This window comes from Colwellia piezophila ATCC BAA-637, from assembly GCF_000378625.1.
Taxonomy (GTDB): Bacteria; Pseudomonadota; Gammaproteobacteria; order Enterobacterales; family Alteromonadaceae; genus Colwellia; species Colwellia piezophila.
In genome coordinates, this window is the sequence record NZ_KB905160.1 from 101,552 (window position 1) to 127,685 (window position 26,134).

General features: G+C 38.7%; 21 protein-coding genes and 4 tRNA genes. 19 read left to right on the forward strand and 6 right to left on the reverse strand.

The annotated features are described in order from the left end of the window. The 7 genes from F580_RS0100500 to purF form a co-directional block, all read left to right on the forward strand. Positions 1-1,245 (forward strand): FimV/HubP family polar landmark protein (locus F580_RS0100500; RefSeq protein WP_020621316.1); only part of this gene is annotated, 1,245 nt, incomplete at its 5' end. Between the two features lie 95 nt (positions 1,246-1,340). Next, entirely contained in the window at positions 1,341-2,120 is a 780-nt protein-coding gene (gene truA / locus F580_RS0100505; RefSeq protein ID WP_019025736.1) for a tRNA pseudouridine(38-40) synthase TruA, read from the forward strand. 182 nt (positions 2,121-2,302) lie between these two features. After that, positions 2,303-3,160, forward strand: a complete 858-nt coding sequence (gene accD / locus F580_RS0100510) for an acetyl-CoA carboxylase, carboxyltransferase subunit beta (protein ID WP_019025737.1) — start codon at positions 2,303-2,305, stop codon at positions 3,158-3,160. Between the two features lie 57 nt (positions 3,161-3,217). Beyond that, positions 3,218-4,531, forward strand: coding sequence for a bifunctional tetrahydrofolate synthase/dihydrofolate synthase (folC, locus tag F580_RS0100515; RefSeq protein ID WP_019025738.1), 1,314 nt, complete (start codon positions 3,218-3,220; stop codon positions 4,529-4,531). 107 nt (positions 4,532-4,638) lie between these two features. Beyond that, the gene (locus tag F580_RS0100520; RefSeq protein WP_019025739.1) at positions 4,639-5,247 is read left to right on the forward strand and encodes an SPOR domain-containing protein; all 609 of its coding nucleotides are present in this window, start codon (positions 4,639-4,641) and stop codon (positions 5,245-5,247) included. A gap of 90 nt (positions 5,248-5,337) precedes the next feature. Next, entirely contained in the window at positions 5,338-5,820 is a 483-nt protein-coding gene (locus F580_RS0100525; RefSeq protein WP_019025740.1) for a CvpA family protein, read from the forward strand. A gap of 164 nt (positions 5,821-5,984) precedes the next feature. Then, complete coding sequence (gene purF / locus F580_RS0100530) at positions 5,985-7,502, forward strand: amidophosphoribosyltransferase (RefSeq protein ID WP_019025741.1); 1,518 nt, start codon at positions 5,985-5,987, stop codon at positions 7,500-7,502. 154 nt (positions 7,503-7,656) lie between these two features. Here purF and F580_RS0100535 read toward each other — a convergent pair whose 3' ends face one another. Continuing rightward, on the reverse strand, positions 7,657-8,256 hold the full coding sequence (locus F580_RS0100535; protein ID WP_019025742.1) for a Yip1 family protein: 600 nt from the start codon (positions 8,254-8,256) through the stop codon (positions 7,657-7,659). Between the two features lie 407 nt (positions 8,257-8,663). Continuing rightward, positions 8,664-8,969, reverse strand: a complete 306-nt coding sequence (locus F580_RS0100540) for a hypothetical protein (protein WP_019025743.1) — start codon at positions 8,967-8,969, stop codon at positions 8,664-8,666. A 589-nt stretch (positions 8,970-9,558) separates the two neighbouring features. On the opposite strand from F580_RS0100540, the gene miaE reads away from it, so the two are divergent. Then, a complete protein-coding gene (miaE, locus tag F580_RS0100545) occupies positions 9,559-10,338 on the forward strand; it encodes a tRNA isopentenyl-2-thiomethyl-A-37 hydroxylase MiaE (protein WP_019025744.1) in 780 nt (259 codons plus the stop codon). Positions 10,339-10,432: 94 nt separating this feature from the next. Here the strand turns inward: miaE and F580_RS0100550 are convergent, their stop codons facing one another. Next, complete coding sequence (locus F580_RS0100550; RefSeq protein WP_019025745.1) at positions 10,433-11,176, reverse strand: UDP-2,3-diacylglucosamine diphosphatase; 744 nt, start codon at positions 11,174-11,176, stop codon at positions 10,433-10,435. A gap of 27 nt (positions 11,177-11,203) precedes the next feature. Then, a complete protein-coding gene (locus F580_RS0100555; RefSeq protein WP_019025746.1) occupies positions 11,204-11,695 on the reverse strand; it encodes a peptidylprolyl isomerase in 492 nt (163 codons plus the stop codon). Positions 11,696-12,075: 380 nt separating this feature from the next. On the opposite strand from F580_RS0100555, the gene cysS reads away from it, so the two are divergent. Beyond that, positions 12,076-13,485: a cysteine--tRNA ligase gene (gene cysS, locus F580_RS0100560; RefSeq protein ID WP_019025747.1), complete on the forward strand. Its 1,410-nt coding sequence runs from the start codon at positions 12,076-12,078 to the stop codon at positions 13,483-13,485. A 338-nt stretch (positions 13,486-13,823) separates the two neighbouring features. Here the strand turns inward: cysS and folD are convergent, their stop codons facing one another. Continuing rightward, on the reverse strand, positions 13,824-14,678 hold the full coding sequence (folD, locus tag F580_RS0100565; RefSeq protein WP_019025748.1) for a bifunctional methylenetetrahydrofolate dehydrogenase/methenyltetrahydrofolate cyclohydrolase FolD: 855 nt from the start codon (positions 14,676-14,678) through the stop codon (positions 13,824-13,826). A 576-nt stretch (positions 14,679-15,254) separates the two neighbouring features. Here folD and F580_RS0100570 point away from each other — a divergent pair. From F580_RS0100570 to F580_RS0100615, 10 genes are all read left to right on the forward strand, one after another. After that, positions 15,255-15,331 (forward strand) — tRNA-Pro (locus tag F580_RS0100570). 129 nt (positions 15,332-15,460) lie between these two features. Further along, positions 15,461-15,537: transfer RNA gene (locus F580_RS0100575), tRNA-Arg, on the forward strand. 39 nt (positions 15,538-15,576) lie between these two features. Then, positions 15,577-15,652: transfer RNA gene (locus F580_RS0100580), tRNA-His, on the forward strand. A 46-nt stretch (positions 15,653-15,698) separates the two neighbouring features. Then, positions 15,699-15,775 (forward strand) — tRNA-Pro (locus F580_RS0100585). 405 nt (positions 15,776-16,180) lie between these two features. Next, positions 16,181-17,488, forward strand: a complete 1,308-nt coding sequence (gene tig, locus F580_RS0100590) for a trigger factor (protein WP_019025749.1) — start codon at positions 16,181-16,183, stop codon at positions 17,486-17,488. 149 nt (positions 17,489-17,637) lie between these two features. Next, positions 17,638-18,285, forward strand: coding sequence for an ATP-dependent Clp endopeptidase proteolytic subunit ClpP (gene clpP / locus F580_RS0100595; protein WP_425393308.1), 648 nt, complete (start codon positions 17,638-17,640; stop codon positions 18,283-18,285). Positions 18,286-18,360: 75 nt separating this feature from the next. Next, positions 18,361-19,635 carry an ATP-dependent protease ATP-binding subunit ClpX gene (clpX, locus tag F580_RS0100600; protein ID WP_019025751.1) on the forward strand — a complete coding sequence of 425 codons (1,275 nt, stop codon included), beginning with the start codon at positions 18,361-18,363 and terminating at the stop codon, positions 19,633-19,635. A 220-nt stretch (positions 19,636-19,855) separates the two neighbouring features. Next, a complete protein-coding gene (lon, locus tag F580_RS0100605) occupies positions 19,856-22,204 on the forward strand; it encodes an endopeptidase La (RefSeq protein WP_019025752.1) in 2,349 nt (782 codons plus the stop codon). A gap of 294 nt (positions 22,205-22,498) precedes the next feature. Then, positions 22,499-22,771, forward strand: coding sequence for a nucleoid-associated protein HU-beta (hupB, locus tag F580_RS0100610; protein WP_019025753.1), 273 nt, complete (start codon positions 22,499-22,501; stop codon positions 22,769-22,771). 489 nt (positions 22,772-23,260) lie between these two features. Further along, positions 23,261-25,177 (forward strand): SurA N-terminal domain-containing protein, encoded by a 1,917-nt coding sequence (locus F580_RS0100615; RefSeq protein WP_019025754.1) that lies wholly within the window; start codon positions 23,261-23,263, stop codon positions 25,175-25,177. 179 nt (positions 25,178-25,356) lie between these two features. Here the strand turns inward: F580_RS0100615 and F580_RS0100620 are convergent, their stop codons facing one another. Continuing rightward, complete coding sequence (locus F580_RS0100620; protein WP_019025755.1) at positions 25,357-26,133, reverse strand: peptide ABC transporter ATP-binding protein; 777 nt, start codon at positions 26,131-26,133, stop codon at positions 25,357-25,359. Position 26,134: the final 1 nt, after the last annotated feature.

The window sequence follows — 26,134 nt, forward strand, 5'->3', positions numbered from 1 at the left end:
GATATTGATGCCCTGCTTGACTCTGTAGCGGAAGCCGCTGATGTCACTGACCCTGACGATATTGATGCCCTGCTTGACTCTATAGCTGGAACAGCTGATGTTACCGACCCTGACGATATTGATGCACTACTTGAGGCCGCTAATGCTTCTGCTAACACTTCAGTTAACACTTCAGTTAACACCTCAGTAAATGACGCGGCTAATGCGTCAGAGACTGACCCTGTCGCTAAAGCAAGTGATGTCACTGAAGCAGAAGATAAGGCAGTCGAAAGCGATAGTACGTTAAGTGCAGAAGATCTGAGAATTAAAAATGAAATAGCAGAAAATGAAGCTAAAATTGCTGAGTTTACTGCTGAGTATGTGACCCCATTCCTTACCGCTGATTTTAGTGATATTTTTGCCAAAGAAAGTGAGGCAGAAGTAGAAATCGCGATAGAAGAGGGTGATAGCAGTGAGAGTAATCTATTAGATGATGAGCTCGATATAGATGCTCTCATTGCTGAGGCGCAAAATGAAGCGTCAAATGGTGCAGACGACATTGGTGATAGCTTAACAGAGCAAATAACAATTGAATCGTCAGATGAGCCAATTACTGAGTCATTATCTGAATCGGCATTAAGTCAATTATTAGCTGAAGAGTCACTTAATGATGAAAATTCACTAGCAGAAGATATGACACTTGAGGCAATAGAACTAGCGCCTGACTTCACTGATGAAGATGTATTAGCTGACTTATTAGCGGAAACTGCAGAGCAAGATGAGCAGTTTGATAAAGTTGAAGAGTTGGATGTTATTAAAGAATTAGATGATGTCGACTTTGACGAACTGTTAGCTAATATCGAAGCGGAAAGTGATACAGACTCTGCAGAGGAAGATGAAGTTGCTCTAACGCTTGATGATATCGGTGACGATTTAATTGATGAAACCCTTGCATCGACCAATCAGAAAACAGAGTCAGAGGACTATGTTTCTGTAGAAGAACTACTTGCTGAACCTTTGAGTGAGGAAGACTTAACAGAGCCTTATGAAAACATGAATATCGATGTCGGCTTAGACCAGTTTTCTGAAAATGAAGCGGGCATTGACGTCGATGAAGATGGCACCATGTCGAGTAAATTAGATTTAGCTAAAATGTATATAGAGTTAAGTGATGAAGAAAATGCTCAAGTAATTTTGCTAGAAGTTATCGAAAAAGGAAATGCTGTTCAGCAAGTTGAGGCGAAAAAGATTTTAGACGCTTTATAGGGTAATAAAAACTAACAGCAATAGCCTAACTGCATAAAATAAAGGATAATACGCAGCGGAAAATAATCTCCGCACGGTTGAAGAGGCGAATTGGTATGCGTTATGCGTTAGGCATTGAGTACGATGGTAAGAATTATTGCGGCTGGCAACGTCAAAACAACGCCATGACAGTACAAGAAAAAGTAGAAAAAGCACTCTCAAAAATTGCTGATGAGCCTATAGAAGTTACTTGCGCGGGTCGTACCGATACGGGGGTGAATGCCACTAATCAAGTCATTCACTTTGATACCACCAAAAAGCGAAAAGATGTAGCTTGGACGTTGGGCGTAAATACTCACTTACCTACTGATATCGCCGTTGCTTGGGTCAAGCAGGTTGATGATGAGTTCCACGCTCGCTTTAGTGCTACCGCTAGAAATTATCGTTATATTATTTATAACAAGCCGCTACGTTCAGCGATATTGAGTCATGGTATAAGTCATCATCATCACAGTTTAGATGAAGGTTTAATGCAACTGGGTGCTGATCATCTAATTGGTTGCCATGATTTCACCTCTTTTAGAACGGTACACTGTCAATCACATTCAGCGGTCCGTACCATTAAACATTGTCGGGTAACACGCCAAGGTGATTATCTTGTTGTTGATATCAAAGCGAATGCTTTTTTACATCACATGGTAAGAAATATTGTCGGTAGTTTAATGCGGGTAGGGCAATCACAAGAGACGACGCAATGGATGAAAGAAGTATTATTGGCTAAAAACCGCTGTGTCGCAGGTATAACCGCGCCACCAGAAGGACTTTATTTTGTTGATGTCGATTATCCGGAACATTTTAACTTGCCAAAGAGCCGTTTAGGGCCGCTTTTTTTATAGAAAAGAATAGCCTATATCTAATAGTTATTAACTAAGCAGACCAGTTTTTCCTATATTGTATAGGCTATACTGTGCTTTAATGTTTGGTTTACGATTAGTGTTTTTAAAAAATAGAGTTTGATGGGGGGTATTCCTATCAATAAACCGTCAGATATTTCGTTGTTACAGGCAAAGATAAAATTATGAGCTGGATAGAAAAAATTCTCCCAAAAGCAAAAACGACCCGAAAAAGTAATATTCCTGAAGGTGTATGGAGTAAATGTTCTTCATGTAATGCCGTGTTATACAAAACTGAATTAGAACGTCAAATTTCAGTATGTCCTAAGTGTGACCATCATATGCGTATCAGCGCACGTAAACGTATTGATAGTTTCCTTGACAAAGATAACCGCATGGAATTAGGTGAAGAATTTCAAGCTCAAGATATCTTAAAATTTAAAGACACTAAGCGATATAAAGACCGTATTACTGCGGCACAAAAAAAGACCGGTGAAAAAGATGCGATAGTGGTCATGAAAGGTGAGCTAAATGGTATGCCAGTTGTTGCTGCTGCATTTGAATTTGCATTTTTAGGCGGTTCAATGGCCTCGGTTGTCGGTGCTCGCTTTGTTAAAGGTGTAGAATACTGTTTAGAACATAACACCCCCTTTATCTGTTTCTCTGCTAGTGGCGGTGCTCGTATGCAAGAAGCACTTATATCTTTAATGCAAATGGCAAAAACCAGTGCAGCATTAGCTAAAATGAGTGAAAAAGGTCTTCCGTATGTTTCTGTGTTAACTGATCCTACTATGGGTGGCGTATCGGCAAGTTTAGCAATGTTAGGCGATATTAATGTCGCTGAGCCAAAAGCGCTTATCGGTTTCGCAGGTCCTCGTATTATCGAACAAACAGTTCGTGAAAAACTACCTGAAGGCTTTCAACGTAGTGAATTCTTATTAGAAAAAGGCGCGATTGATATGATTGTTGATCGCCGTGATATGCGTACTACTTTATCACGCATGCTAGGTAAATATATGGGGCAACCTAGCGTAGTCTCGTAACTAGTATGGTAAGATAACTTATTAGTTATTTTACTTATATCACTGGTTGTTGGAATAATGTCAGTATCCTATTCAAGCCACTATCAAGACTTTACTCGTCTTGATCAGTGGCTTTATTATTTAGAGAATTTGCATAGTACTGAGATAGACATGGGCCTATCTAGGATAGGAAAAGTTGCTCAATGTCTGGCTATTGATCTAAGCTTTGCAAAAGTAATTACTGTTGCAGGTACAAACGGTAAAGGCACCACCTGTGCTTTTATTGAGAATGCTTTACTCCTTCACCAAAATAATGGTTTAACACCCACTGTTGCGGTTTATTCCTCTCCTCATATTGAACACTTCAATGAACGTTTACGGTTCAATAAGCAAGATGTAAAAGATCAGCCGTTAATGGCTGCTTTTAAGCAGATTGAAGAAGCGCGTGCAGATATTTCATTAACTTACTATGAATATACGACCCTAGCAGCACTCTTGGTGTTGATGAAGCTGAAACCGCAATTTATCATCCTTGAAGTAGGTTTAGGTGGGCGGTTAGATGCAACCAACATTATTGATGCAGACATTGCCGTAATCACGACAATTGATCTTGACCACCAAAACTTCTTAGGTGATGACAGGGAAAGTATTGGCTTTGAAAAAGCAGGCATCATGCGACAAGGGCAAGATATTATTGTCGGTGATAGTAATATACCCCAGTCAGTATTAAAACATGCACATACGTTACATGCTCACCATGGGGACAAACTGTTTTTACGTGATGCTGAGTTCATTGTTAAAAGTGAAACACCTTGTTGGCAATGGCAGTCAAAGCAAATAATATTAAAAGGTCTTGAAGCGACCTTTATCCCACAAGATAATGTCGCTACAGCATTAATGGTTTTACAAACACTTGATATACCGCTTACTACTGACATGGTAAACAAAATTATTTCGATAACAAAGGTAGCCGGACGTACAGAGCTAATAAAGCAAATAAAGCATTGTGATGTTATTCTTGATGTCGGCCATAATCCACAAGCGACACGTTACTTAGCAAGTCACCTTAAACGGGTGAAAGAGCAAGCTAATTATCAAAATATTTATGCTGTCGTTGCTATGTTAGGTGATAAGGATATTAGTGCTAGTTTGCTCTCTTTAAAAGACGATGTCGACTTTTGGTATACTGCCGCGTTAAGTGTACCAAGGGCTGCAACAAGAGAAACAATGCAAAGTAAGTTAGCAAGCTTTACTAATGAGGTTAATTGTTTTGACAATATTGGTGAGGCATTTAAAATGGCGAACAAGAAGGCTAGTTCATCTGATTTGATCCTTGTTTTTGGTTCATTTTTTACTGTTGCGCAAATTAGGTCTCAGTTAATTACCGGCTAGTTACGCTATGACTTCCATAGTGCTAGTTTTATTGGGTAATTTTACCGTATTAATTTTGACATATAAGTTTTCCGAATAGCTGAACTTATATTAATTAGGAGTATCTCTTGTCTACACCATTTCAAAATCGCCTTGTCGGTACCATTATTGTTGCAGCCGTGGTTATCATTTTCTTACCTGATGTACTTGATGGTGAGAAACAGTCATACCAAGCTGATTTTGAAGCTATCCCAAGAGCCGAAGTTTTTTCGGGTAGATTGGCCAATAAACCTTTTCCTGAAGATAAATTAAGCCCTCAAAAAACGATACCAATCTCAAATGAGCAGGCTATCGATGCAGTGATTAAAGCTCAGGACAATGACAGTAAAGCGAAAGAAACTAGCCAAGTCACGATAACTAAACCTAAGCATAAACCACCGGTTACAGTCGTCAGTGCCACAAAAAAGAAGTTACCAGAAAAGGCTATCGCCAAAGAAGCGTGGGTTATTCATCTTGGTAGCTTTAGAGATAAAAGTAATGTCGAGCAATTATTAAAGAAATTGCGCGCAAATGGTTATATTGTTTTCACTAAACCAATCAAGACCAAACAAGGGACTTTGACTAAAGTCATTATTGGTCCCGAATTAATTAAGTCAGTGATGATAAAAAAAATACCAGCCTTGAAAAAACTCACCGATATCCAAGGTAAAATCGCATCTTTTGAGCCCAAGAAATAACAGCTGCTTATAAAAAATTAGGCAATATTTAGTGGGTTCTGATAGAATGCGCGCCTCTAATTTAGAGAAACTCAACGAGACATTCAAGTTATGGTTTGGATAGATTACGCCATTTTGGCCATCATAGGTATATCAACGCTAGTTAGTTTGATCCGCGGCTTTGTAAAAGAAGCGGTATCTTTAATCATATGGATCAGTGCCTTCTTCATCGCTAGTACATTTTATGCAAACCTCGCCAACTTATTAACCAATATTTCCGATCAATTCCTGCGCAATGCTGCAGCCGTTGCCATTCTCTTTATAACAACTTTAGTCCTCGGTGCTTTAGTGAATTACCTTATTGGACAGCTAGTTAGTAAAACCGGCCTTTCAGGCACAGACCGTATATTAGGTTTGGTTTTTGGTGCTCTTCGCGGCGTGCTTATTATTAGCGCATTGTTGTTTTTTGTTGATGCCTTTACTGGCGTTGCTACTACACCATGGTGGCAAAGCTCGCAATTAATTCCTGAGTTTACTTTGGTAGTAGAATGGTTTTTTGAGTATCTGAAAGGCTCATCAAGTTTTTTAACCTAGTGTTTTAAAAACCGCTAGTGATTATGCGGAGTCAATCCGCATAGGTTGATTTATAAGGTTTTTTTAATCCCTTATTTCAAATATTATATTATGGTTCATTCCATTTTGAGCAGAACGCTTTAACCCTAAAGATATTGCAAATACTTTTTTGTGGAGAAAATTACATGTGTGGCATTGTCGGTATTGTTGGTCAAACCCCTGTTAGTCAGAATTTATACGATGCATTAACTGTACTTCAGCATCGTGGTCAAGATGCGGCGGGTATCGTTACCATTCATAACAACAAGTTCAGGTTACGTAAAGGTAACGGCTTAGTAAAAGATGTTTTTCATACGCGCCATATGCTGCGTTTGCAAGGTAACATTGGTATTGGTCATATTCGTTATCCTACCGCGGGAACCTCTAGCTCTTCTGAAGCCCAGCCTTTTTATGCAAACTCGCCATTTGGTTTATCATTAGCCCATAACGGTAACTTAACGAATGCAGAAGAATTAAGAACATGGTTGTTTAATGAGGCTCGTCGCCATGTTAATACCAGCTCTGATTCAGAAGTATTATTAAACGTTTTAGCCCATGAGTTGCAGCAAAGTAAAAATATTGTATTAACTCCGGATGATATTTTCACTGCGGTTACAAAAATCCATAAGCGTGTTCGTGGTGCATATGCGAGTGTTGCATTGATCGTTGGCCATGGTTTGATTGCGTTTCGAGATCCAAACGGTATCCGACCTTTAGTTTTTGGTAAGCGTGAAACCGAGCAGGGCATTGAATATATGGTTGCTTCTGAATCAGTTGCGCTTGATGCATGTTCTTTTGAATTTGTCCGTGATGTTGCACCTGGAGAGGCTATATTCTTTGGTGAAAATGGTCAAATTCACAGCCAGCAATGCGCAGAAAATCCAGTGTATAGCCCATGTATTTTTGAGTTTGTTTATTTTGCACGCCCTGATTCAACCATGGATAAAATGTCGGTTTATGCCTCACGTGTCGAAATGGGAACTAAGCTAGGCGAAAAAATAGCGACAGAATGGCAAGATCTCGATATTGATGTTGTAATCCCTATCCCTGAAACGTCATGTGATATTGCTTTGCAAATTGCTCATCATCTTGACTTACCTTATCGACAAGGTTTTGTTAAGAATCGCTATATTGGCCGTACTTTCATTATGCCTGGTCAGGAGCAACGTAAGAAATCAGTTCGTCAAAAACTTAATGCTATAACGACTGAGTTTAAAGGTAAAAATGTTTTGCTTGTTGACGACTCAATCGTTCGAGGGACTACCTCAGAGCAGATTATTGAGATGGCACGTGCTGCGGGAGCAAAGAAAGTTTACTTCGCATCAGCGGCTCCTGAAGTTAGGTTCCCTAATGTCTATGGTATTGATATGCCAAGTGCTAATGAATTAATTGCACATGGACGCGAATTAGAAGATATTTGTAATTTACTTGGTGCTGATAAGCTTATCTATCAATCACTTAATGATCTTATTGCCGCAGTGAGTTCAGGTAACCCTGAAATCAAGACTTTTGATACCTCGGTATTTGACGGGAATTATGTTACTAATGATATTGATCAAGCTTACTTAGAAAAATTAGATGCACTGCGTAATAATACCAGTAAAGAAGATTCAGATAAGGATGCTGACTCAATAATTGATATGTATAATGAAGGCGCAGAGTAGCTTTTTACCCGGCTCTGGTACTGGCATTAGATAATTTATTCAACAGTAATCGTTGAAAAAAAAGGCCCTGTTTCTATCAAAGAAATAGGGCCTTTTTATTTGCATTATCAATACAAGAACAATACCGGGTAACTAACTAACTAACTAACTAATGTTAGGAAACGAATTCTGGACCAAAGCCCATTGTCCACATCATTGCGGTAAATGCCATTAAGGCAACCAATAATACTAAACCACAAGTAACCACCGAGCTAGAATAAATAAAGCCTTTCTCTTCTGGAATATTCATCATAATAGGAACGCCTGAATATAACAGGTAGACCGAATAAGCTACGGCGGCAAGTCCAGCCACTGCAACGAACCATAACACCGGAAATAAGGCAGTAATACCTACCATAAATAATGGTGTCGCTGTGTAGGAAGCAAGCTCTAGTGCTTGAACAAAATCAGGTTTAGAGTCAAAGGTTTTCGCCATCCATTGTATTAAGTAGGCTAAAGCGAATACACCAAAAATCAAGCCGAAATACATACTTATCGCCATTATCTTAGCACTTTCAATACTTATTTTTATTGGGTCGCCAACACCAATGGTCCAGCCTATATAGGCGGCAGCGTAGTAAGAGCATATTGCAGGAATAAGCGCGACGGTTAAAATGTGCATTAAACTATAACTCAAGCTTTCGTGACGTTTTTCAATAATATGCCATTCTTCTTTAGGGTGGGCATAAAGCCCCCAAATGTGATTCAGTATCATATTTATTCCTCTCGCACGTGAGTATTTGGAATGTACTTTTTAGTTTTAAACAACAACATTAAATGATTAAGCTAGTAGTACTCTTATTATTACTTTTATATCCATTATCAATCACAGCAACGATGAAGTGATGTTGCTCAAGCGCTTCTTTGATGGGTTTTAAATGACTTTATACCGGGTTAAATTATCTAAACATAAAATGACTATGCTTAATTTATTTTTCCTAGCCTAAAGATATTTTAATTCCCACACAAATCCTGCACTTTGAATGGTAACGGCTATATATATTTATGAAATATATAAAGCCTCCCGTCAAGTGTTGGTTGAAAAATAATCAATAAAGCTCTATTAAAAGCATTTTTAATCGTTTTATGTAATAAGGGGAATGGCTTTATCTGGTAGAACTATCAACTGATTTTTATTCGCACAACCGACATTACTTCGATACTAAAACCGGCAACAAGCTCAGTTTCAGCATAATAAGTCAGGTTAACCCTTTGTCCTTGCAAACATTGGTAAAGCTTTTTACGTTTGTATTTGAATGGAACATCAAGGTTAGCTAACATTAAGGTGTTAACGATCCAATCATCAGACTCTCGTTGTACATGAGAGCTAACTTTCATGTTTTCGCTATGTATTAATTGTTTATGTTTCTTAACAAGGTTTATTGCGGCATTTTTACTTGTTAGTGTTTTTTTTATAATAGAAGGCATAAATCTGATCTATGTAAGGTAAAAAACAGGCTTTGCTAGTATCTCAATAAATAGGCTTTTTAAATAGCGTAATAATTTAAAACCCCTTTTTAAATCATCATCGGGGTAAATGAACTTACTCGTAATTTAGGCGTGAGATAAACCCATAACGGGAAACGAACAATTACCTCCCCCTAGATAAGTTTTGTTTCATGCAAAACTCCTGAGACATGGATGGATTAAGCGAGGAACATCTCTGCTCGATTTAATGCGGCCAATTCTTTGGCAACGATCGCTAGGGTGATAAAGCAGCAAGTTATATCGTTGCCACAATCGCCGATGTAATTAAAGATTGGTATAGAGGCATTGATAAATTATACCTACGTGGGTAAAAGCAATATTACCTCTTAGTGGCGATGTGCTTCACATCGGTAGTAGACCAAGTAATTAGTGAGCATATTATTTTTGTATCGCGTTCGATTGTTGTTAACCATGAGGGACTGTTTGATAAATTTAAATATATGAAACAGGCATAAAAGCTCGCTTGTTTCGTTATATCGCTATGGTAGAATGCCGCACAATTTATATTTACCGCTGAGTTGCTAACGTTTTGTCGAATTATTCATTATTAAAGCCTATTTTATCCTTTCTTAAATGTGAAACGCCTGATGCATGGATCGATGAAGCTAAAAAGCCTGAAAATTTAAAATTATTACTTATTGATCATATGATTTGTGAATTAAAAGCAGGCCAAAGTGCGATGTTTTTAATTAGAAAATATGCAATAGATAAAAATAGCTCGAAAGAGTTGTTAGCATGGTTTCGGCCGTATGAAGACTTTATTTATAAAAAACAAGGTGATCTAGCTAGCCTTGAGCAAACGCCAAAGCTGTCTAAATTAATAGTACTCAAAGCCACACCTAATGATACGTTAACTGTTTTTACGCAAGAGCTTGTTGATAAAATGATCATGTTGATCAAAGAAGAGTTACATCACTTTTATCAAGTATTAGAAATCATGACCAAGCGAGGCATCGAGTATGAAAATATTACTGCCGGTCGTTATGCCAAAGGCATGCTTAAACATGTGAAAACTTTTGAACCTGCGGCCTTAGTCGATAAGTTAATTATCGGTGCATATATAGAAGCACGGTCTTGTGAGCGTTTCGCTAAATTAGCACCACATTTAGATGATGACCTAAATAAATTTTATGTGTCTTTATTACGCTCTGAAGCGCGTCACTACCAAGATTACTTGACGCTTGCCGGCCAAGTTGCCGGCGAGGGCATAGATATTAGTGAGCGCATTGCTTATTTCGGCAAGGTTGAAGCAGAGCTTATTACTAGTCTGGATGAAGACTTTAAATTCCACTCGGGAGCGCCGGTTTAAACAATTGATAGAGAGTGGCATAAAACCGGTATTTTTTGTTGCTGACCACTACTTATCCTAGGTAGTGGTGGGAAATAGTATTTAGTAAATATTATTATAAAGAATGATTGAGTAATTCAATAGTTTTAGGCGTTACTTTTAACCAAGCACCTTGTTCGTACCAATCCCCAAGTACAATACGTTGAGCTTTAACACCGTTGGCCATTATATCGTGCACCGCAGGTCTGTGGGTATGACCATGAATTAACAATTGGCTATGGTTGTTTTCAAGGCATTTTATCACCTCACTTTCGGTAACATCCATAATATCTTGTGATTTCATTGCTGTGGCTTGTGCACTTTTCTTTCGGTAATTTGCGGCCATCTTTTTACGGACAAATAATGGCAGACTTTTAACCATTGTTTGCCACCACCAGGAGCGGGATTTTTTTCTAAATACTTGATAGTCGATGTCACGGGTACATAAAGTATCACCATGCATTATAACGACATGTCGGCCATAAAGATCGATAGTCTCTATTTCTGGTAGGAGCGTCATGCTTGATTTTTTTGCGTAATTTTTACCTAAGAGGAAATCTCGATTACCATGAATATAATAAACACAGGTACCAGACTGACTTAACTTAGTTAGTGCCTCAGCGATAGTTTTAAGGTAAGGATTATCATCATCATCACCGACCCACGTTTCAAACAAATCACCTAAAATATAAAGCGTCTCTGCCTCTGTCGCATCATTTTCTAAAAAACGTAAAAAACAGGCGCTGATATCAGGCCTGTTTTCACATAAGTGCAAATCAGCAATAAAGTAAGTTATTGCTGTATCTTTACTGTTAATCATAATTTTAATTGGGTTAAGCGCTAAAACTTATTCGACAATAGCCGATTCAATCAAAATGTCATCTTTTGGTACGTCGCCATGACCATGATAAGTGCCTGTTTCAACTAAAGCCATCTTATCAACGATGTCCATGCCTTCGACAACTTCACCAAATACACAGTAACCCCAGCCTTGTACGTTTTCAGCGGTGAAATCTAAGAAGTCATTATCTGATAAATTGATAAAAAATTGTGCCGATGCAGAATGTGGTTCTTGAGTACGTGCCATGGCTAAAGTACCGCGCTTATTGCTTACACCATTGTTTGCTTCATTTTTAATGCTAGCGCGAGATTCTTTTTCTTCTAATCCAGGTGTAAAACCACCACCTTGTGCCATAAAACCTTTAATTACACGGTGAAAAATTGTGCCATTGAAATGACCCTCTTCAACATACTGCTGAAAGTTTTTTGCGGAAACAGGTGCGTTTTCGAAGTCTAACTCTACTTTAATATCGCCAAGGCTGGTTTTTAATACGATCATAATTGTCTCTTGTTAAGTTCTGATAAATTAATTGCCACAATTGTACGCTAACTTGCTATAAAGTGCATTACTCCAATGACATCAATAAAGGGGGCAATCTAGCGTTGCATTGGTGATCTTAAAACAAATCAAATTACTTTCGCATAGTTATTCTATATGCCATTCATTCTGAGCGGTTATCAGATCGCTAATGAACTTCTGCAAAGAGATAGCTAATAAGAAAGCAAAGGCTTATAAGCGCGTTATGAATTTTATTAATTCTCGTTAAGTGGTCAATTAATTAATGTATTTGGTCTTTGTCTTGATGATCCTTTAGGTATGTTCAGGTACAATCTACGCCTAATTTATTAAAAGCTACTCAGTAGGAGTCATAAAATATCATGTTGCAGATTTACAACACTTTAAGTCGAAAAAAAGAAACCTTTACACCAATTAACCCCGGTAAAGTAGGCTTATATGTTTGTGGTTGCACTGTTTATGATTTATGCCATATTGGCCATGGCCGTACCTATATTAGTTTTGATAATATTGCGCGTTACTTACGATTTTCTGGTTATGATGTTAACTATGTACGCAACATCACTGATGTTGAAGATAAGATAATCAATCGAGCCAATGAAAATAATGAAACACCTGAAGCATTAACTGAGCGTACCATCGCAGCTATGCATCAAGACTTTGATGCACTTAATATGGTTCGGCCTGATCTTGAGCCAAGAGTCACTACACACATGGATGAAATCATCACTATGATTGAAACCTTAGTGGTGAAGGGGCATGCTTATGTTGCGGGTGCTAACGTTACCTCTACCGGGCAGGGCGATGTACTTTTTGATGTTTCTAGTTATGCTGATTACGGCAAATTAAGTGGTCAAAACCTTGATCAATTACAAGCGGGCTCACGCGTAGAAGTTGACCAGTACAAACATAACCCACTTGATTTCGTTTTATGGAAATCAGCTAAACCGGGTGAGCCGAGCTGGTCATCGCCTTGGGGAGAAGGTCGTCCTGGTTGGCATATAGAATGTTCAGCGATGAATGCTAAAGAGCTAGGTCATCATTTTGATATTCACGGTGGCGGCTCTGATTTAACTTTCCCTCATCATGAAAATGAAATCGCGCAGAGTTGTTGTGCTCTAGATACTCCCTATGTCAATTACTGGATACATACTGGGATGGTGCAAGTCGATCAAGAAAAAATGTCTAAGTCATTGGGTAACTTTTTCACTATACGTGATGTATTAACTCAATATGATGCCGAAACAGTGCGGTTTTTCTTAACTACAGGGCATTATCGTAGTCAATTAAATTATTCTACCGATAACTTAACGCAAGCGAGATCTTCTGTAGAGCGAATTTATACTTCGCTACGTGATGTAAATATCCCAAGTAATCATGTGCTGGATAAAGACTCAAGTTTCGTTAAACAATTTTGCCAAGCAATGGATGATGACTTTAACACCCCACAGGCGTTAGCGGTGTTTTTTGAAATATCGAAAGAGTTAAATGTTGCGAAAGCTGCCAATAATGAAGTCTTAGCAGGCGAGTTGGCGGCAACATTAGTTGCGCTTGGTGATATTGTTGGCTTATTACAGCTCGACCCTGCCGCTTTCTTGCAAGGTGACAATGATAATGATGAGGTAGCTGTTATTGAAGCCCTTATCGTTCAGCGTAACCAGGCACGTATTGATAAAGATTGGGCACTTGCTGATGATGCACGTGACAAGCTTAATGCGATGAATATTGTGTTAGAAGATAGCGCAGGTAAAACAACGTGGCGTAAAGCCTAGCTTAATCCTAACGGCAGGGACATTAAGTTAACATCATAAAAAAGGTGAACACGACAAGTGTTCACCTTTTTTTGTATTGGAATTTTACTTTACGTTTTAGCAAGTCACTACTTAACATCAACTCTGGATAATGAATGTTAATTTTTTAAGTACTTATTTATTATCAGTCACATAGCATAAACACCTATGCTATAAGTTTATTTATTCGTCTCAATATTGATAGTTTTGGTGAAAACAAGGCGGTATTACGTACCCAATAACTGGTTATTGGTAGGAATACCAACGCTGATATCGCCTAAAATAGCTTTTTAAGTAACTTTGCTTATCCAGAGTTGAGGTTACTTAGTCGTTTGCTCGCAAGCAATCAAGGTATTCTCAATTAAGCTAGCCACTGTCATTGGCCCAACGCCACCTGGTACCGGTGTGATAAATGCCGCTCTTTCTTTAGCACTATCAAAATCAACATCACCCACTAATTTACCGTTATCTAAGCGGTTAATACCAACATCTATCACTATAGCGCCTTCTTTAATCCATGCACCAGGGATAAAGCCAGGTTTGCCAACGGCGACCACAATAAGGTCTGCGTTGCGCACTTTGCCTTCTAGGTCTTTGGTAAAACGATGCGCTGTTGTTACCGTGCACTTGGCGAGTAAAAGTTCTAGTCCCATAGGTCGACCGACAATGTTTGAAGCGCCAACAACAAGTGCATCTAGACCTCTAGGGTCGATACCAGTCGATTCAATTAAGGTGATAATGCCTTTTGGCGTACAGGGTCTTAGGCCGGGTTGTCTTAATACTAACTTACCGACATTAGCGGGGTGAAAACCGTCTACATCTTTAAGTGGGTTGATATGCTCGATGATTAGATCAGCATTTAATCCCTCAGGTAAAGGTAGCTGTACTAATATACCATCGATGGTGTCATCGTTATTTAACTCACTCACTAAAGCTAGTAGTTCTTGCTCAGATGTCGTGCTTGGTAAATCATAAGAGCGGGAAACAAAGCCAACTTCCTCACAGGCTTTACGCTTACTACCAACATAAACTTGAGAAGCTGCATCACAACCAACAAGAATCACGGCTAAACCGGGTACTTTTTGGCCTTTACTAATACGTAAGCTAACTTTTTCTTTAACTGAGTCTCTAAGTTGTTTGGCAATCGCTTTGCCATCGATCAATGATGCTGTCATAACTCTACTGTTAGCCTTACTTTAAATAATAAAAAAACACGGTTATTTTGCCACAAACTACACTGGTATTGTAGGTTTACTTTACTTATCCTTACCTTGAAATACGGAGGACTAGCAAAGGGCATTTTTTCTCTTCATTTAGCCACTATTGTATACAATAGTCATTGGCAATATGTACTATCACAACGTTGCCAAAAACTAAATGAGTCAAGCTAGCTTATTTAGTCACTATCGAATTCCCCGTATCGTTCATTACTTAGTCGTATTGAACGGGTATTTTATATAGCGCGATATAAGTAATCTCGAATATTTTAATATTGAGTCAAATTTAATAGTAGCTGTCATAGCTAGCTACATAGTTAAGTTAAATTAAGTAAAGTTGAATTTACCTTGTCGATATCCTGGGTAATTAAATCACAGCAACACCATTGCTCGCTGAAGAATCCAACGACTTGCGCTAAAAACAACCGAACAGTTATTTATTTATAAAAAAGGTTTGACTGGGGATAAGCAACTCGGTAATATCCGCATCCGTTGAAACGAGGCAGTCTTCTGTTTAGTTGAAACAGCATAAATCGGTGATTAGCGCAGCTTGGTAGCGCACTTGGTTTGGGTCCAAGGGGTCGCAAGTTCGAATCTTGCATCACCGACCACTTTTTCTTTACAGTCAATCTGTAGCAAAATATTTAGTTTGGGGTCGTCAAATTCAGTCGTAAGTTTGAATTTTACATAACCTTACAATTTAGTTTATTAGTTAAAGTGATTATGCTTTGTAGGGAATTGCGCCCTTAGCTCAGCTGGATAGAGCAACGCCCTTCTAAGGCGTGGGTCGCAGGTTCGAATCCTGCAGGGCGCACCATATTTATCTGTTTAAGGATAGGTGTGGGAAGTTGTTATGGTGGCTATAGCTCAGTTGGTAGAGCCCCGGATTGTGATTCCGGTTGTCGAGGGTTCAAGTCCCTTTAGCCACCCCATCTTTATGTTATTAGTGTCTACTAATAAAATATTGAGAGAATATGTCGGTGATTAGCGCAGCTTGGTAGCGCACTTGGTTTGGGTCCAAGGGGTCGCAAGTTCGAATCTTGCATCACCGACCACTTTCTCTAATTCTTCAAGTAACCTCTAAAAATTCTAGCTGTAAATATTAATTCAATCGTTCAATCATTCAATCATTTAATCATTTAATCATTCAATCATTCAATCACTCAATAAATCTACTAACCCTCTAACCCTCTATGCTTCATCGGTTTTTACACCATGAAAGTTGTCATAGCTTTTAGGGTCAGATCCCCCAATATATCTCTTATTTTTGCCCTTATGACAAAAAAATCCTTATTGCTTAAAACTTACAACTTGCAACTTTTTTTAGCCCTCGCTATAATTCGGCGTCATATTTTTGTAACAGGGCATCATTTTGTCACAAATTTGGTAATTTTTATCAAAGGTGTTGGCAACTAATTGGTGCGTAAAAAGCGTAATACGCTAAGTTTTGAGGTATTAAAATGCAAGTTTCAGTTGAGACTACACAAGGTTTGGAACGTCGTCTGACTATTTCTGTTCCTGCCGAGAAAGTCGATGTAGAAGTTAAGAGCCGTCTTCGTCAAATTAGTAAAACACAGCGTATTGACGGTTTCCGTCCAGGTAAAGTACCTGCGTCTGTAATTCAAAAGCGCTACGGTAAGTCAGTACGTCAAGAAGTCGCTGGTGAAATCATGCAGCGTAACTTTGTTGATGCTATTGTTGCAGAAAAAATCAACCCTGCAGGTCGTCCTTCATTTGTAGCTAAAAGTAATGAAGATGGCAAAGCACTAGAATTTGAAGCAACTTTTGAAATTTATCCTGAAGTTGAATTAAAAGATTTAGATAAAATTGCCATTGAGCGTCCACAAGTAGATGTGACCGATGCTGATCTAGATGAAATGTTTGTTACGCTACAAAAGCAACACCAAACATGGAAAGAAAATAAACGTAAAACTAAAAAAGGCGATAAGTTAACGCTTGATTTCACTGGTCGTGTCGACGGTGAAGAGTTTGAAGGTGGTAAGGCTGAAGCTTTTGAATTAGAACTAGGCGCTGGTCGTATGATCCCTGGTTTTGAGAAAGAAGTTACGGGCATGAAAGCCGGTGACGAAAAAACTATCAAGGTAACTTTCCCTGATGATTACCATGCTGAAAACCTAAAAGGCAAAGAAGCTGAGTTTGATATCGTTGTTCATAAAACTGAAGCTCCAGAGCTACCAGAAATTGATGACGCGTTTGCAAAGCTTTTCGGTATTGAGGAAGGTGGCGTTGAAGCTTTACGTGCTGAAGTAAGTAAAAACATGACACGTGAATTAACGCAAGCTGTTAAAGCTAAAGTTAAGACACAAGTGATTGACGGTTTATTAGCCGGTCATGAAGTTGATTTACCAGCTAGTCTAGTTACGCAAGAAGTTGATGTTTTGCGTCAGCAAGCGATGCAACGTTTTAAAGGCCAAATGGACCCTAAAAACTTACCTGAACTTCCAGCTGAAATGTTCAAAGAGCAAGCTGAACGTCGTGTTAAGATCGGTTTACTTTTAGGTGAAGTAATTAAAGTAAATGAACTTAAAGTTGATGAAACTAAAGTTAACGAACTTATCGCGTCTGCGGCTTCTGCTTATGAAGACCCTAAAGAAGTCGTTGATTACTACGCTAATAACAAAGAGCTAATGCAGCAAATGCAGAACGTTGCTTTAGAAGAGCAGGCTGTTGAACTTTTAGTTGAAAAAGCTAAAGTTTCTGATAAAAAAGTAAGCTTCAATGAGATAATGAATCCAGAAGCTAAGTAATATTAAGTAAAGCTAAAGTTTATCGCAATTTTGCATTGACAATAGACTTAGCTATCGCTTAAATTTAATGGCTTGTATGGCAACATACAGGCCATTTTTATTTATTAAGGGAAGGTATACTCTTGTTTAACTCTCAGATTAATTATCAAATTACATCACAAAGTTCATCTCCTGTTTCATCACAACGTGGTGCGACGGGTATCGAAAGTACGTTAGTGCCTATGGTTGTTGAGCAAACACCTAAAGGTGAACGTTCATACGATATCTATTCAAGGTTGTTAAAAGAGCGTGTAATCTTTCTTTGTGGTCAAGTTGAAGACCATATGGCTAACTTAATCATTGCACAGTTATTATACTTAGAATCCGAAAGCCCAGATAAAGATATATTTCTTTACATAAATTCACCCGGTGGCTCTGTGACGGCTGGTATGGCGATTTATGACACAATGAAATTCATCAAGCCGAATGTCAGCACTGTTTGTATTGGCCAAGCGGCAAGTATGGGCGCATTTTTGTTATCAGGTGGTGAAAAAGGCAAACGTTATTGCTTACCTAATGCGCGAGTAATGATTCATCAGCCGCTAGGTGGTTTCCAAGGACAAGCTTCAGATTTTGAAATTCACGCCAAAGAAATTTTATTTATTAAAGAGAAACTTAACCGATTAATGGCCGAGCATACGGGTAAAACATTAGAGCAGCTTTCTCAAGATACAGACAGAGATAACTTTTTAAGTGCAGAGGCTGCGGTTGAATATGGCTTAGTTGACTCCATATTAGAACAACGTAACGATAAATAGAATTTCGGTGTATACTTAGCAGTATAGATTGAGTAAACAATGGATCTATTGGTATTAAAAGTTTAGAGGTAGGGCATGACCGATATTAAAAGTGGTGGCGATAAGGGTAAATTACTTTACTGTTCATTTTGTGGTAAAAGCCAACATGAAGTACGTAAATTAATTGCTGGCCCATCAGTATTTGTTTGTGATGAATGTGTTGAACTTTGCAATGACATTATTCGCGAAGAAATTTCTGAAATTTCGCCAAAAGAAAGTAAAAAGGCATTGCCAACTCCGATGGAGATTCGTAAAAGCCTTGATGATTATGTTATTGGTCAAGACCATGCAAAGAAAGTATTAGCGGTTGCTGTTTATAATCACTATAAGCGTTTACGAAATGGTGATAATCATAATGGTATCGAACTCGGTAAAAGTAATATTTTACTGATTGGGCCAACGGGTAGTGGTAAAACATTATTAGCGCAAACTCTAGCTCGTTTATTAGACGTGCCCTTTACCATGGCTGATGCAACTACGTTAACTGAAGCAGGTTATGTAGGTGAAGATGTAGAGAATATCATTCAAAAGTTATTACAGAAATGTGATTACGACGTAGAAAAAGCTCAACGTGGTATTGTTTACATTGATGAGATCGATAAAATCTCACGTAAGTCAGATAACCCTTCTATTACTCGTGATGTATCAGGTGAAGGTGTTCAGCAAGCTTTATTAAAGCTTATTGAAGGCACAATCGCTTCAGTCCCGCCGCAAGGTGGTCGTAAACACCCACAACAAGAGTTCTTACAAGTAGATACTTCTAAGATTCTTTTCATTTGTGGTGGTGCGTTTTCTGGTCTAGAGAAAGTGATTGAACAGCGTAATCATAAAGGTACAGGTATTGGCTTTGGCGCGGAAGTTCGTGGTAAAGATCAACAAAAATCGTTAACAGATCATTTAGCTGAAGTTGAGCCGGAAGATTTAGTTAAGTATGGTTTGATCCCTGAGTTTATTGGTCGTTTACCCGTTTTGGCCACCTTACGTGAACTTGATGAAGAAGCGCTTATTCAAATTTTACAAGAGCCTAAAAATGCACTAACTAAGCAGTTTACCGCATTATTTGATATGGAAGATGTCGAGCTAGAGTTTAGAACTGATGCTTTACATGCCATTGCAACTAAGGCAATGAACAGAAAGACCGGCGCTCGTGGTTTACGCTCTATTGTTGAAGCCGTTTTGCTTGATACCATGTATGAACTACCATCAATGGAAAATGTCAGTAAAATAGTTGTTGATGAAAACACCATTAAAGGTGAGAGTAAGCCAATTGTTATTTATGACAGTAAGCAAGATAAAGCCGTTTCTGAGTAAATTCAAGCACTCATAATCTGTTTAAACATAAAGATATAGCCTGGTGTAGTGAGTAATTATATTTATAAGTAATTACTCACTACACCAGGCTTTTTTGATCGTATAAATAAAAAGCCGACTGTTTAGCTCTTTATTTTTTTTCTATTGTTGAAAGTTAACAGCCTAGCCCCATATAGTTTCTATAGCTTTATAATTAAAAAAATTCCAAGAAGAGTAGCCAATGAGTAAAGAATTATCTGGTGTCGTTGAGATCCCCGTTTTAGCCCTAAGAGATGTTGTTGTTTACCCACAAATGGTTATCCCCCTTTTTGTTGGTCGTGAAAAATCAATTCGCTGTTTAGATTTAGCCATGGAACAAGATAAACAGGTATTTCTGGTTGCGCAAAAAGATGCCGCTATTGATGATCCTAAAGCGGAAGATGTATACAGCACAGGTACGGTTGCCACTATTTTGCAAATGTTAAAGCTTCCTGACGGTACCGTTAAAGTATTAGTGGAAGGCGCACAGCGGGCAACGATAAAAAAGTTTATTGAGACTGAAGAATACTTTAGCGCAGAAATTGAATATCTTAAACCAAAGACAGATCTGGGCGATGATATTGAAGTACTGATACGTTCGGCTATTTCGCAATTTGAAGGTTATGTAAAACTTAATAAAAAAATCCCGCCGGAAGTTCTCACTTCGGTATCGGGTATTGATGAAGCTGAACAACTTGCCGATACTATGGCCGCTCATATGCCTTTGAAACTTGCAGACAAGCAAAAGATCTTAGAGATTATTGATGTCAATGTGCGATTAGAGCATTTGATGGCATTGATGGAAGGCGAAATCGACTTACTACAAGTTGAAAAGAAAATTCGCACCCGTGTTAAAAAGCAAATGGAAAAAAGTCAGCGCGATTATTACTTGAATGAGCAAATGAAAGCCATTCAAAAAGAGCTTAATGAGGGGGATGATACCCTTGATGAGCTTGAACAAATGGCTAAGCGCATTGAAGAGGCGCAGATGCCTACTGAAGCCAAGGAAAAAACCTTGGCTGAGTTGCAGAAGCTAAAAATGATGTCGCCTATGTCTGCAGAGGCAACCGTGGTACGTAGCTATATCGATTGTATGATTAACGTACCTTGGAAAAAACGAAGTAAATTAAAGCGCAACCTTACTCTTGCAAAAGAAGTGCTTGATCAAGACCATTATGGTTTAGATAAGGTTAAAGAACGAATTCTAGAGTATCTAGCCGTTCAGCAACGAGTGAGCCAGTTAAAAGGCCCTATTTTATGTTTAGTGGGACCTCCAGGTGTAGGTAAAACTTCACTAGGACAATCTATAGCAAGATCTACAGGACGAAAATTTGTCCGTATGGCTTTAGGTGGTGTTCGTGATGAAGCAGAGATTCGTGGCCATAGACGTACATACATTGGTTCTTTACCGGGTAAGTTGATCCAAAAAATATCTAAAGTAGGGGTGAAAAATCCACTTTTCTTATTAGATGAAATCGATAAAATGGCTTCAGATATGCGTGGCGATCCTGCCTCAGCCCTGCTTGAAGTGTTAGACCCAGAGCAAAATACCACGTTTAACGATCACTATTTGGAAGTTGATTACGATTTATCTGATGTGATGTTTGTCGCTACCTCAAATAGCATGGATATTCCAGGGCCATTATTGGATCGTATGGAAGTTATTCGTTTGTCAGGTTATACCGAAGATGAAAAACTCAATATTGCTAAAAATCATTTACTCAATAAGCAAATTGAGCGCAATGGCCTAAAGGCAAAAGAAATAGACATTGATGACAGTGCCATTATTGGCATTATCCGCTACTACACACGAGAAGCTGGTGTACGGAGCTTAGAACGTGAGATATCAAAGTTATGCCGTAAAGCGGTAAAGGCTATTTTACTTGATAAAAAAATCAAGAAAGTCACTATTAATCAAGATAATCTCAATGAGTTCTTAGGTGTACAGCGCTTTGATTACGGTAAAGCAGACACAGAAAATAGAATCGGCTTGGTTACTGGTTTAGCTTGGACTCAAGTGGGCGGAGAGCTACTTACCATAGAAACGGCGTCTGTACCGGGTAAAGGTAAGTTGACTTATACCGGTTCATTAGGTGATGTTATGCAAGAGTCTATTCAAGCGGCCATGACGGTTGTGCGAAGTCGTACCGAGAAACTTCGAATCAATGAAAACTTTTACGAGAAACGTGATATCCATGTTCATGTTCCTGAAGGAGCAACACCAAAAGATGGTCCTAGTGCGGGTATTGGTATGTGTACAGCCCTAGTATCAAGCCTCACGGGAAATCCGGTAAAAGCAGAAGTAGCGATGACAGGAGAAATTACTCTACGTGGTGAGATTCTCGCTATTGGTGGTTTAAAAGAGAAGTTGTTGGCTGCGCATCGTGGCGGTATTAAAACCGTGATTATCCCCCACGAAAATGAACGAGATTTACAAGACATTCCTGAAAATGTTAAGGCTGAATTGTCTATCCACCCCGTAAAATGGATAGATGAAGTACTTGCCATTGCGCTTGAGCACCCAGTAGAACAATGGAAAGTAGAGAAATAAATTGCTTAAAGCTTGGCCTTTTTTGATGATTTATATCAAAAAAGGTCAAAAAAACTAAAAAAACAGTAAAAAAATGCAGTTTTCGCTTTTCAAACGCTGAAACTATGGTAAGTTAACTACGCTTTTATCGCTAGACCCCTTGTTCTCTATGTTACATAGGTGAGTTGGAGGGAATTTGATAGCGCAATAATTTCTAAACTCAACGCTATAATTCGTCAAAAAAAATAATTTTGGATTGTCGAAATTTATAATAAAGGATAGCGTTGTATAATAACAATTGAAGGGGTATACACTGTGAATAAATCTCAACTAATCGAGAAAATTGCTGCTGGTGCAGATATTTCAAAAGCTGCTGCGGGTCGTGCATTAGATTCATTTATTGGCGCTGTAACTGATGAATTAAAAAATGGCGAGCAAGTTGCTCTTGTTGGTTTTGGTACTTTCTCTGTACGTGACCGTGCTGCACGTACTGGTCGTAACCCACAAACGGGTGCTACTATCCAAATCGCTGCTGCTAAAATTCCAGCTTTCAAAGCGGGTAAAGCATTAAAAGACGCATGTAACTAGTCACTATGTAGACTGAGTTATTCCGCGTATTAGAAACCACCTTTATAGGTGGTTTTTTACTTTTAGCCTAGTTAAACATGAAATATTATAATTAAAATAATAATAAATTTGCATTTAGCTCAAGTTGTACTTCAAGCTGGGTTTATACCAATTGCACTAATTAATTGCTCAACTTAGAGTTGTATTAGCGAGCTTAGAACAAACAAAATTACTTAAACATAGTTATTCTATATTTTATTAATTCTGTGCTGTTATCAGTTTGCTAATAAACTCCCAAGGGCGAGTTTAAAAGGCTTACATGCCGCGTTATTGATTTTGATAAGGGAATAACCATTCTCTTCGGTCAATGCCTTGCCTCTAAGCCTTTTAATTCTCGCTAAGTAGACAATAAATTAATGCACTTGGTATTATCATCTGCTAAAATCGCGAACAACTTTAATTTAAAGACACTGAAGCTTAGATATTTTAGGCATAAAAAAAGAGAAAGAGATGTTAGAAGATATTCGTGAAAAATCGCAGGGATTGACTGCCAAAATTATTCTTGGTTTGATTATCTTAACCTTCGCTGTTGCTGGGGTTGGTAGTTATACCAATTCAGTTGATACTTCTGTAGCGACAGTTAATGGCGAAGTTATCAGCCAGCAAGCATTTAATAAAGCCTATCAGGCACAACGCGGTCGCATGGCGCAGCAATTTGGTGAAATGTTTGATACTTTATCAAATGATGCAAGTTACATGGCTAACTTCCGCCAGGGTGTTTTAGATACCCTGATTAATGAAAAATTAATTGATCAAAGTAGTGCCGCATTAGCTATTCGTGTTTCAGACCAGCGATTGAAAGAAGCTATTCGTACCATGCCTGAATTTCAAGTTGAGGGCAATTTTGATAACAACCGCTATTTAGCCATTATTAATCAAGCAGGTTTCTTTCAGTCTTCGGATTTTCGTGATTATTTACGCGTAGATATGACACGTCGTCAATTAAGCCAAGCGCTAGTTGCCACAGAGTTTAATTTACCGTATCAAGAGGAACTGCAACTAGCGTTGCAAAACCAGACTCGTGACATTCGCTTTGCTACTATTTCAGCGCAGCAATTTAAAGCAGATATTGAATTAACCGATGAAGAAATCAATAACTATTACTTAACTAACCAAGCCCGTTTTGAAAATAAAGAGCAAGTGAAGGTAGATTATATCCGTTTAAACGTTGCTGATATCGCTAAAAACGTTAAAATTACCGATGCAGAACTCGCTACACATTATCAAGAAAACCTAGCAAGCTTTACTGAAACAGAGCAGCGTCGTATTTCTCATATCTTAATTGAGTTTACAGATGGCGATGCAGATGATGAATTAGCCAAGAGCCAAGCACAAGCCGTGATCGCTCGTCTTGAGCAGGGTGAAGATTTTGCTGTTATCGCTAAAGAAGTATCAAATGATACTTTCAGTGGTGAAAACGGCGGTGATTTAGAATGGTTAGAGCCAGGCGTAATGGAAGAAAGTTTTGATGAAGCCGCATTAGCATTAGTCAGTGTTGGCGATACTAGCCCACTGGTTAAAACTAGCTTTGGTTATCACGTATTAAAGTTAACCGATTATAAAGAACAAGTTGTCCAAGCCTTTGGTGAAGTTAAAGCTGAGTTACTTATTAAGCTGAGCAATGATGAAGCGCAAGAGCAGTTCTTTACCCTACAGCAAGAGATGGCTCGTATTAGCTTTGAATATCCTGATAGCCTAGATGATGCTTCCGAAGAGGTAAGTGTCACCATTCAAACATCTCCTTGGTTATTACGTGGTGGCAATAGCGCTCCTTTTGATCAAACCCAAGTGATCGAGGCTGCTTTTTCTGAGATGGTTATACAAGACAATATGAACTCAGACCTTATCGAAGTGAATGATGGCGTTGCGTTGGTTTTACGACTAAATACTTTCCAAGAAGCTAATGTAAAACCTCTAATGGAAGTTGAAGCGCAAATTAAAGATATTTTAGTGAATCAAAAAGCCACACAGAAAGCTCAGCAAACTGTTGATTCACTATTCGCTGACTTTAATGCGGGTAACGATATTTCTGCTCAATTAGCAGCACTTAACACTAGCTTTGTTAGTAAAACTAACGTTGCTCGTTATAGTTCTCAAGTTGACCAAGGAATCAGTCGTGCTGCTTTTGTATTGCCACACCCAGTGAATGATGTTATTTCTGCATCAACGGTAGCCTTAAGTAATGGTGATCTTGCCATTGTTGAAGTGACTGCAGTTGCGGTAAATGAAACGGCAGTTAACCCTAATTTAGCCCAACAACAAACGTCCCAGTTGGCGCAATCAGCTTATCAAAGCTTTGTTAACTCGTTAAAGGTTGATGCTACCATTACTCGTAGAGCAGTTTCTGAGCCTGTAGCCGCTTATTAATAGCGAATACATTTACTAAGGTTATAGTAGTCGCTAAGGCGATTAAACCGAGTAGACCACCTAAAAAAGCCAATATCAGCAAGCTGTTATTGGCTTTTTTGTCGCTTATTTTTAAGCGTTATAAGTATAATCAAATACCGGCAAGGGCAGGTAAATTCAGCCTAATAGGGGGGGGGAAGTTATTTCACCTGAAAGTTTTGGCTCATCATTAATCTTTGCGTCACTTTATGTTGCGGATTACGCATAACTTCCATTGTTTTACCTGACTCAACGACCTCGCCATGAGACATCACCATGACATTGTCACTGAAATGACGAACAATGCCTAAGTTATGTGAAATCAAAATATAAGCCAAGCCCATTTGTTGTTGGAGGTCGAGTAATAGATTTATCATCTGTGAGCGCAGCGAGGGATCTAGCGCGGCTAAAGCTTCATCTAATATAATGACTTGTGGCTCTAATATAATAGCTCTAGCGAGCGATATGCGTTGTTTTTGCCCACCCGAAAACATATGAGGATAAAAATTCATATGATCACCAAGTAAACCAACTTTTTGTAAGGTATTCCTAATAAGCTGACGGCGCTGTTTTTCATCTAAGTCAGTATTGAGCGTTAAGGGCTCATCAAGTAATTGCTGAATAGTTAAGCTAGGGTTTAAGGTTGTGCCCGAGTCTTGAAAGATCATTCTGACATGCTGACAACGTTGTTTGAACTGCTTGCTTTGCAATAATTGACCGTTTAGGTATATTTCACCTGTGGTTGGCGCCTCTGCACCGACCAATATTTTTGCTAAAGTCGATTTACCCGAACCGGTTTCGCCAACAATCGCGAGCGTCTTTTTTGCTGCTACGGTAAAAGATATCGGCGCTAGTGCATTAAACTTACGCTTGTGATACCAGTGCCCCTTAAGCTTAAACGACTTAGCGACCCCTCTAACATCCAATAATACGCTCATC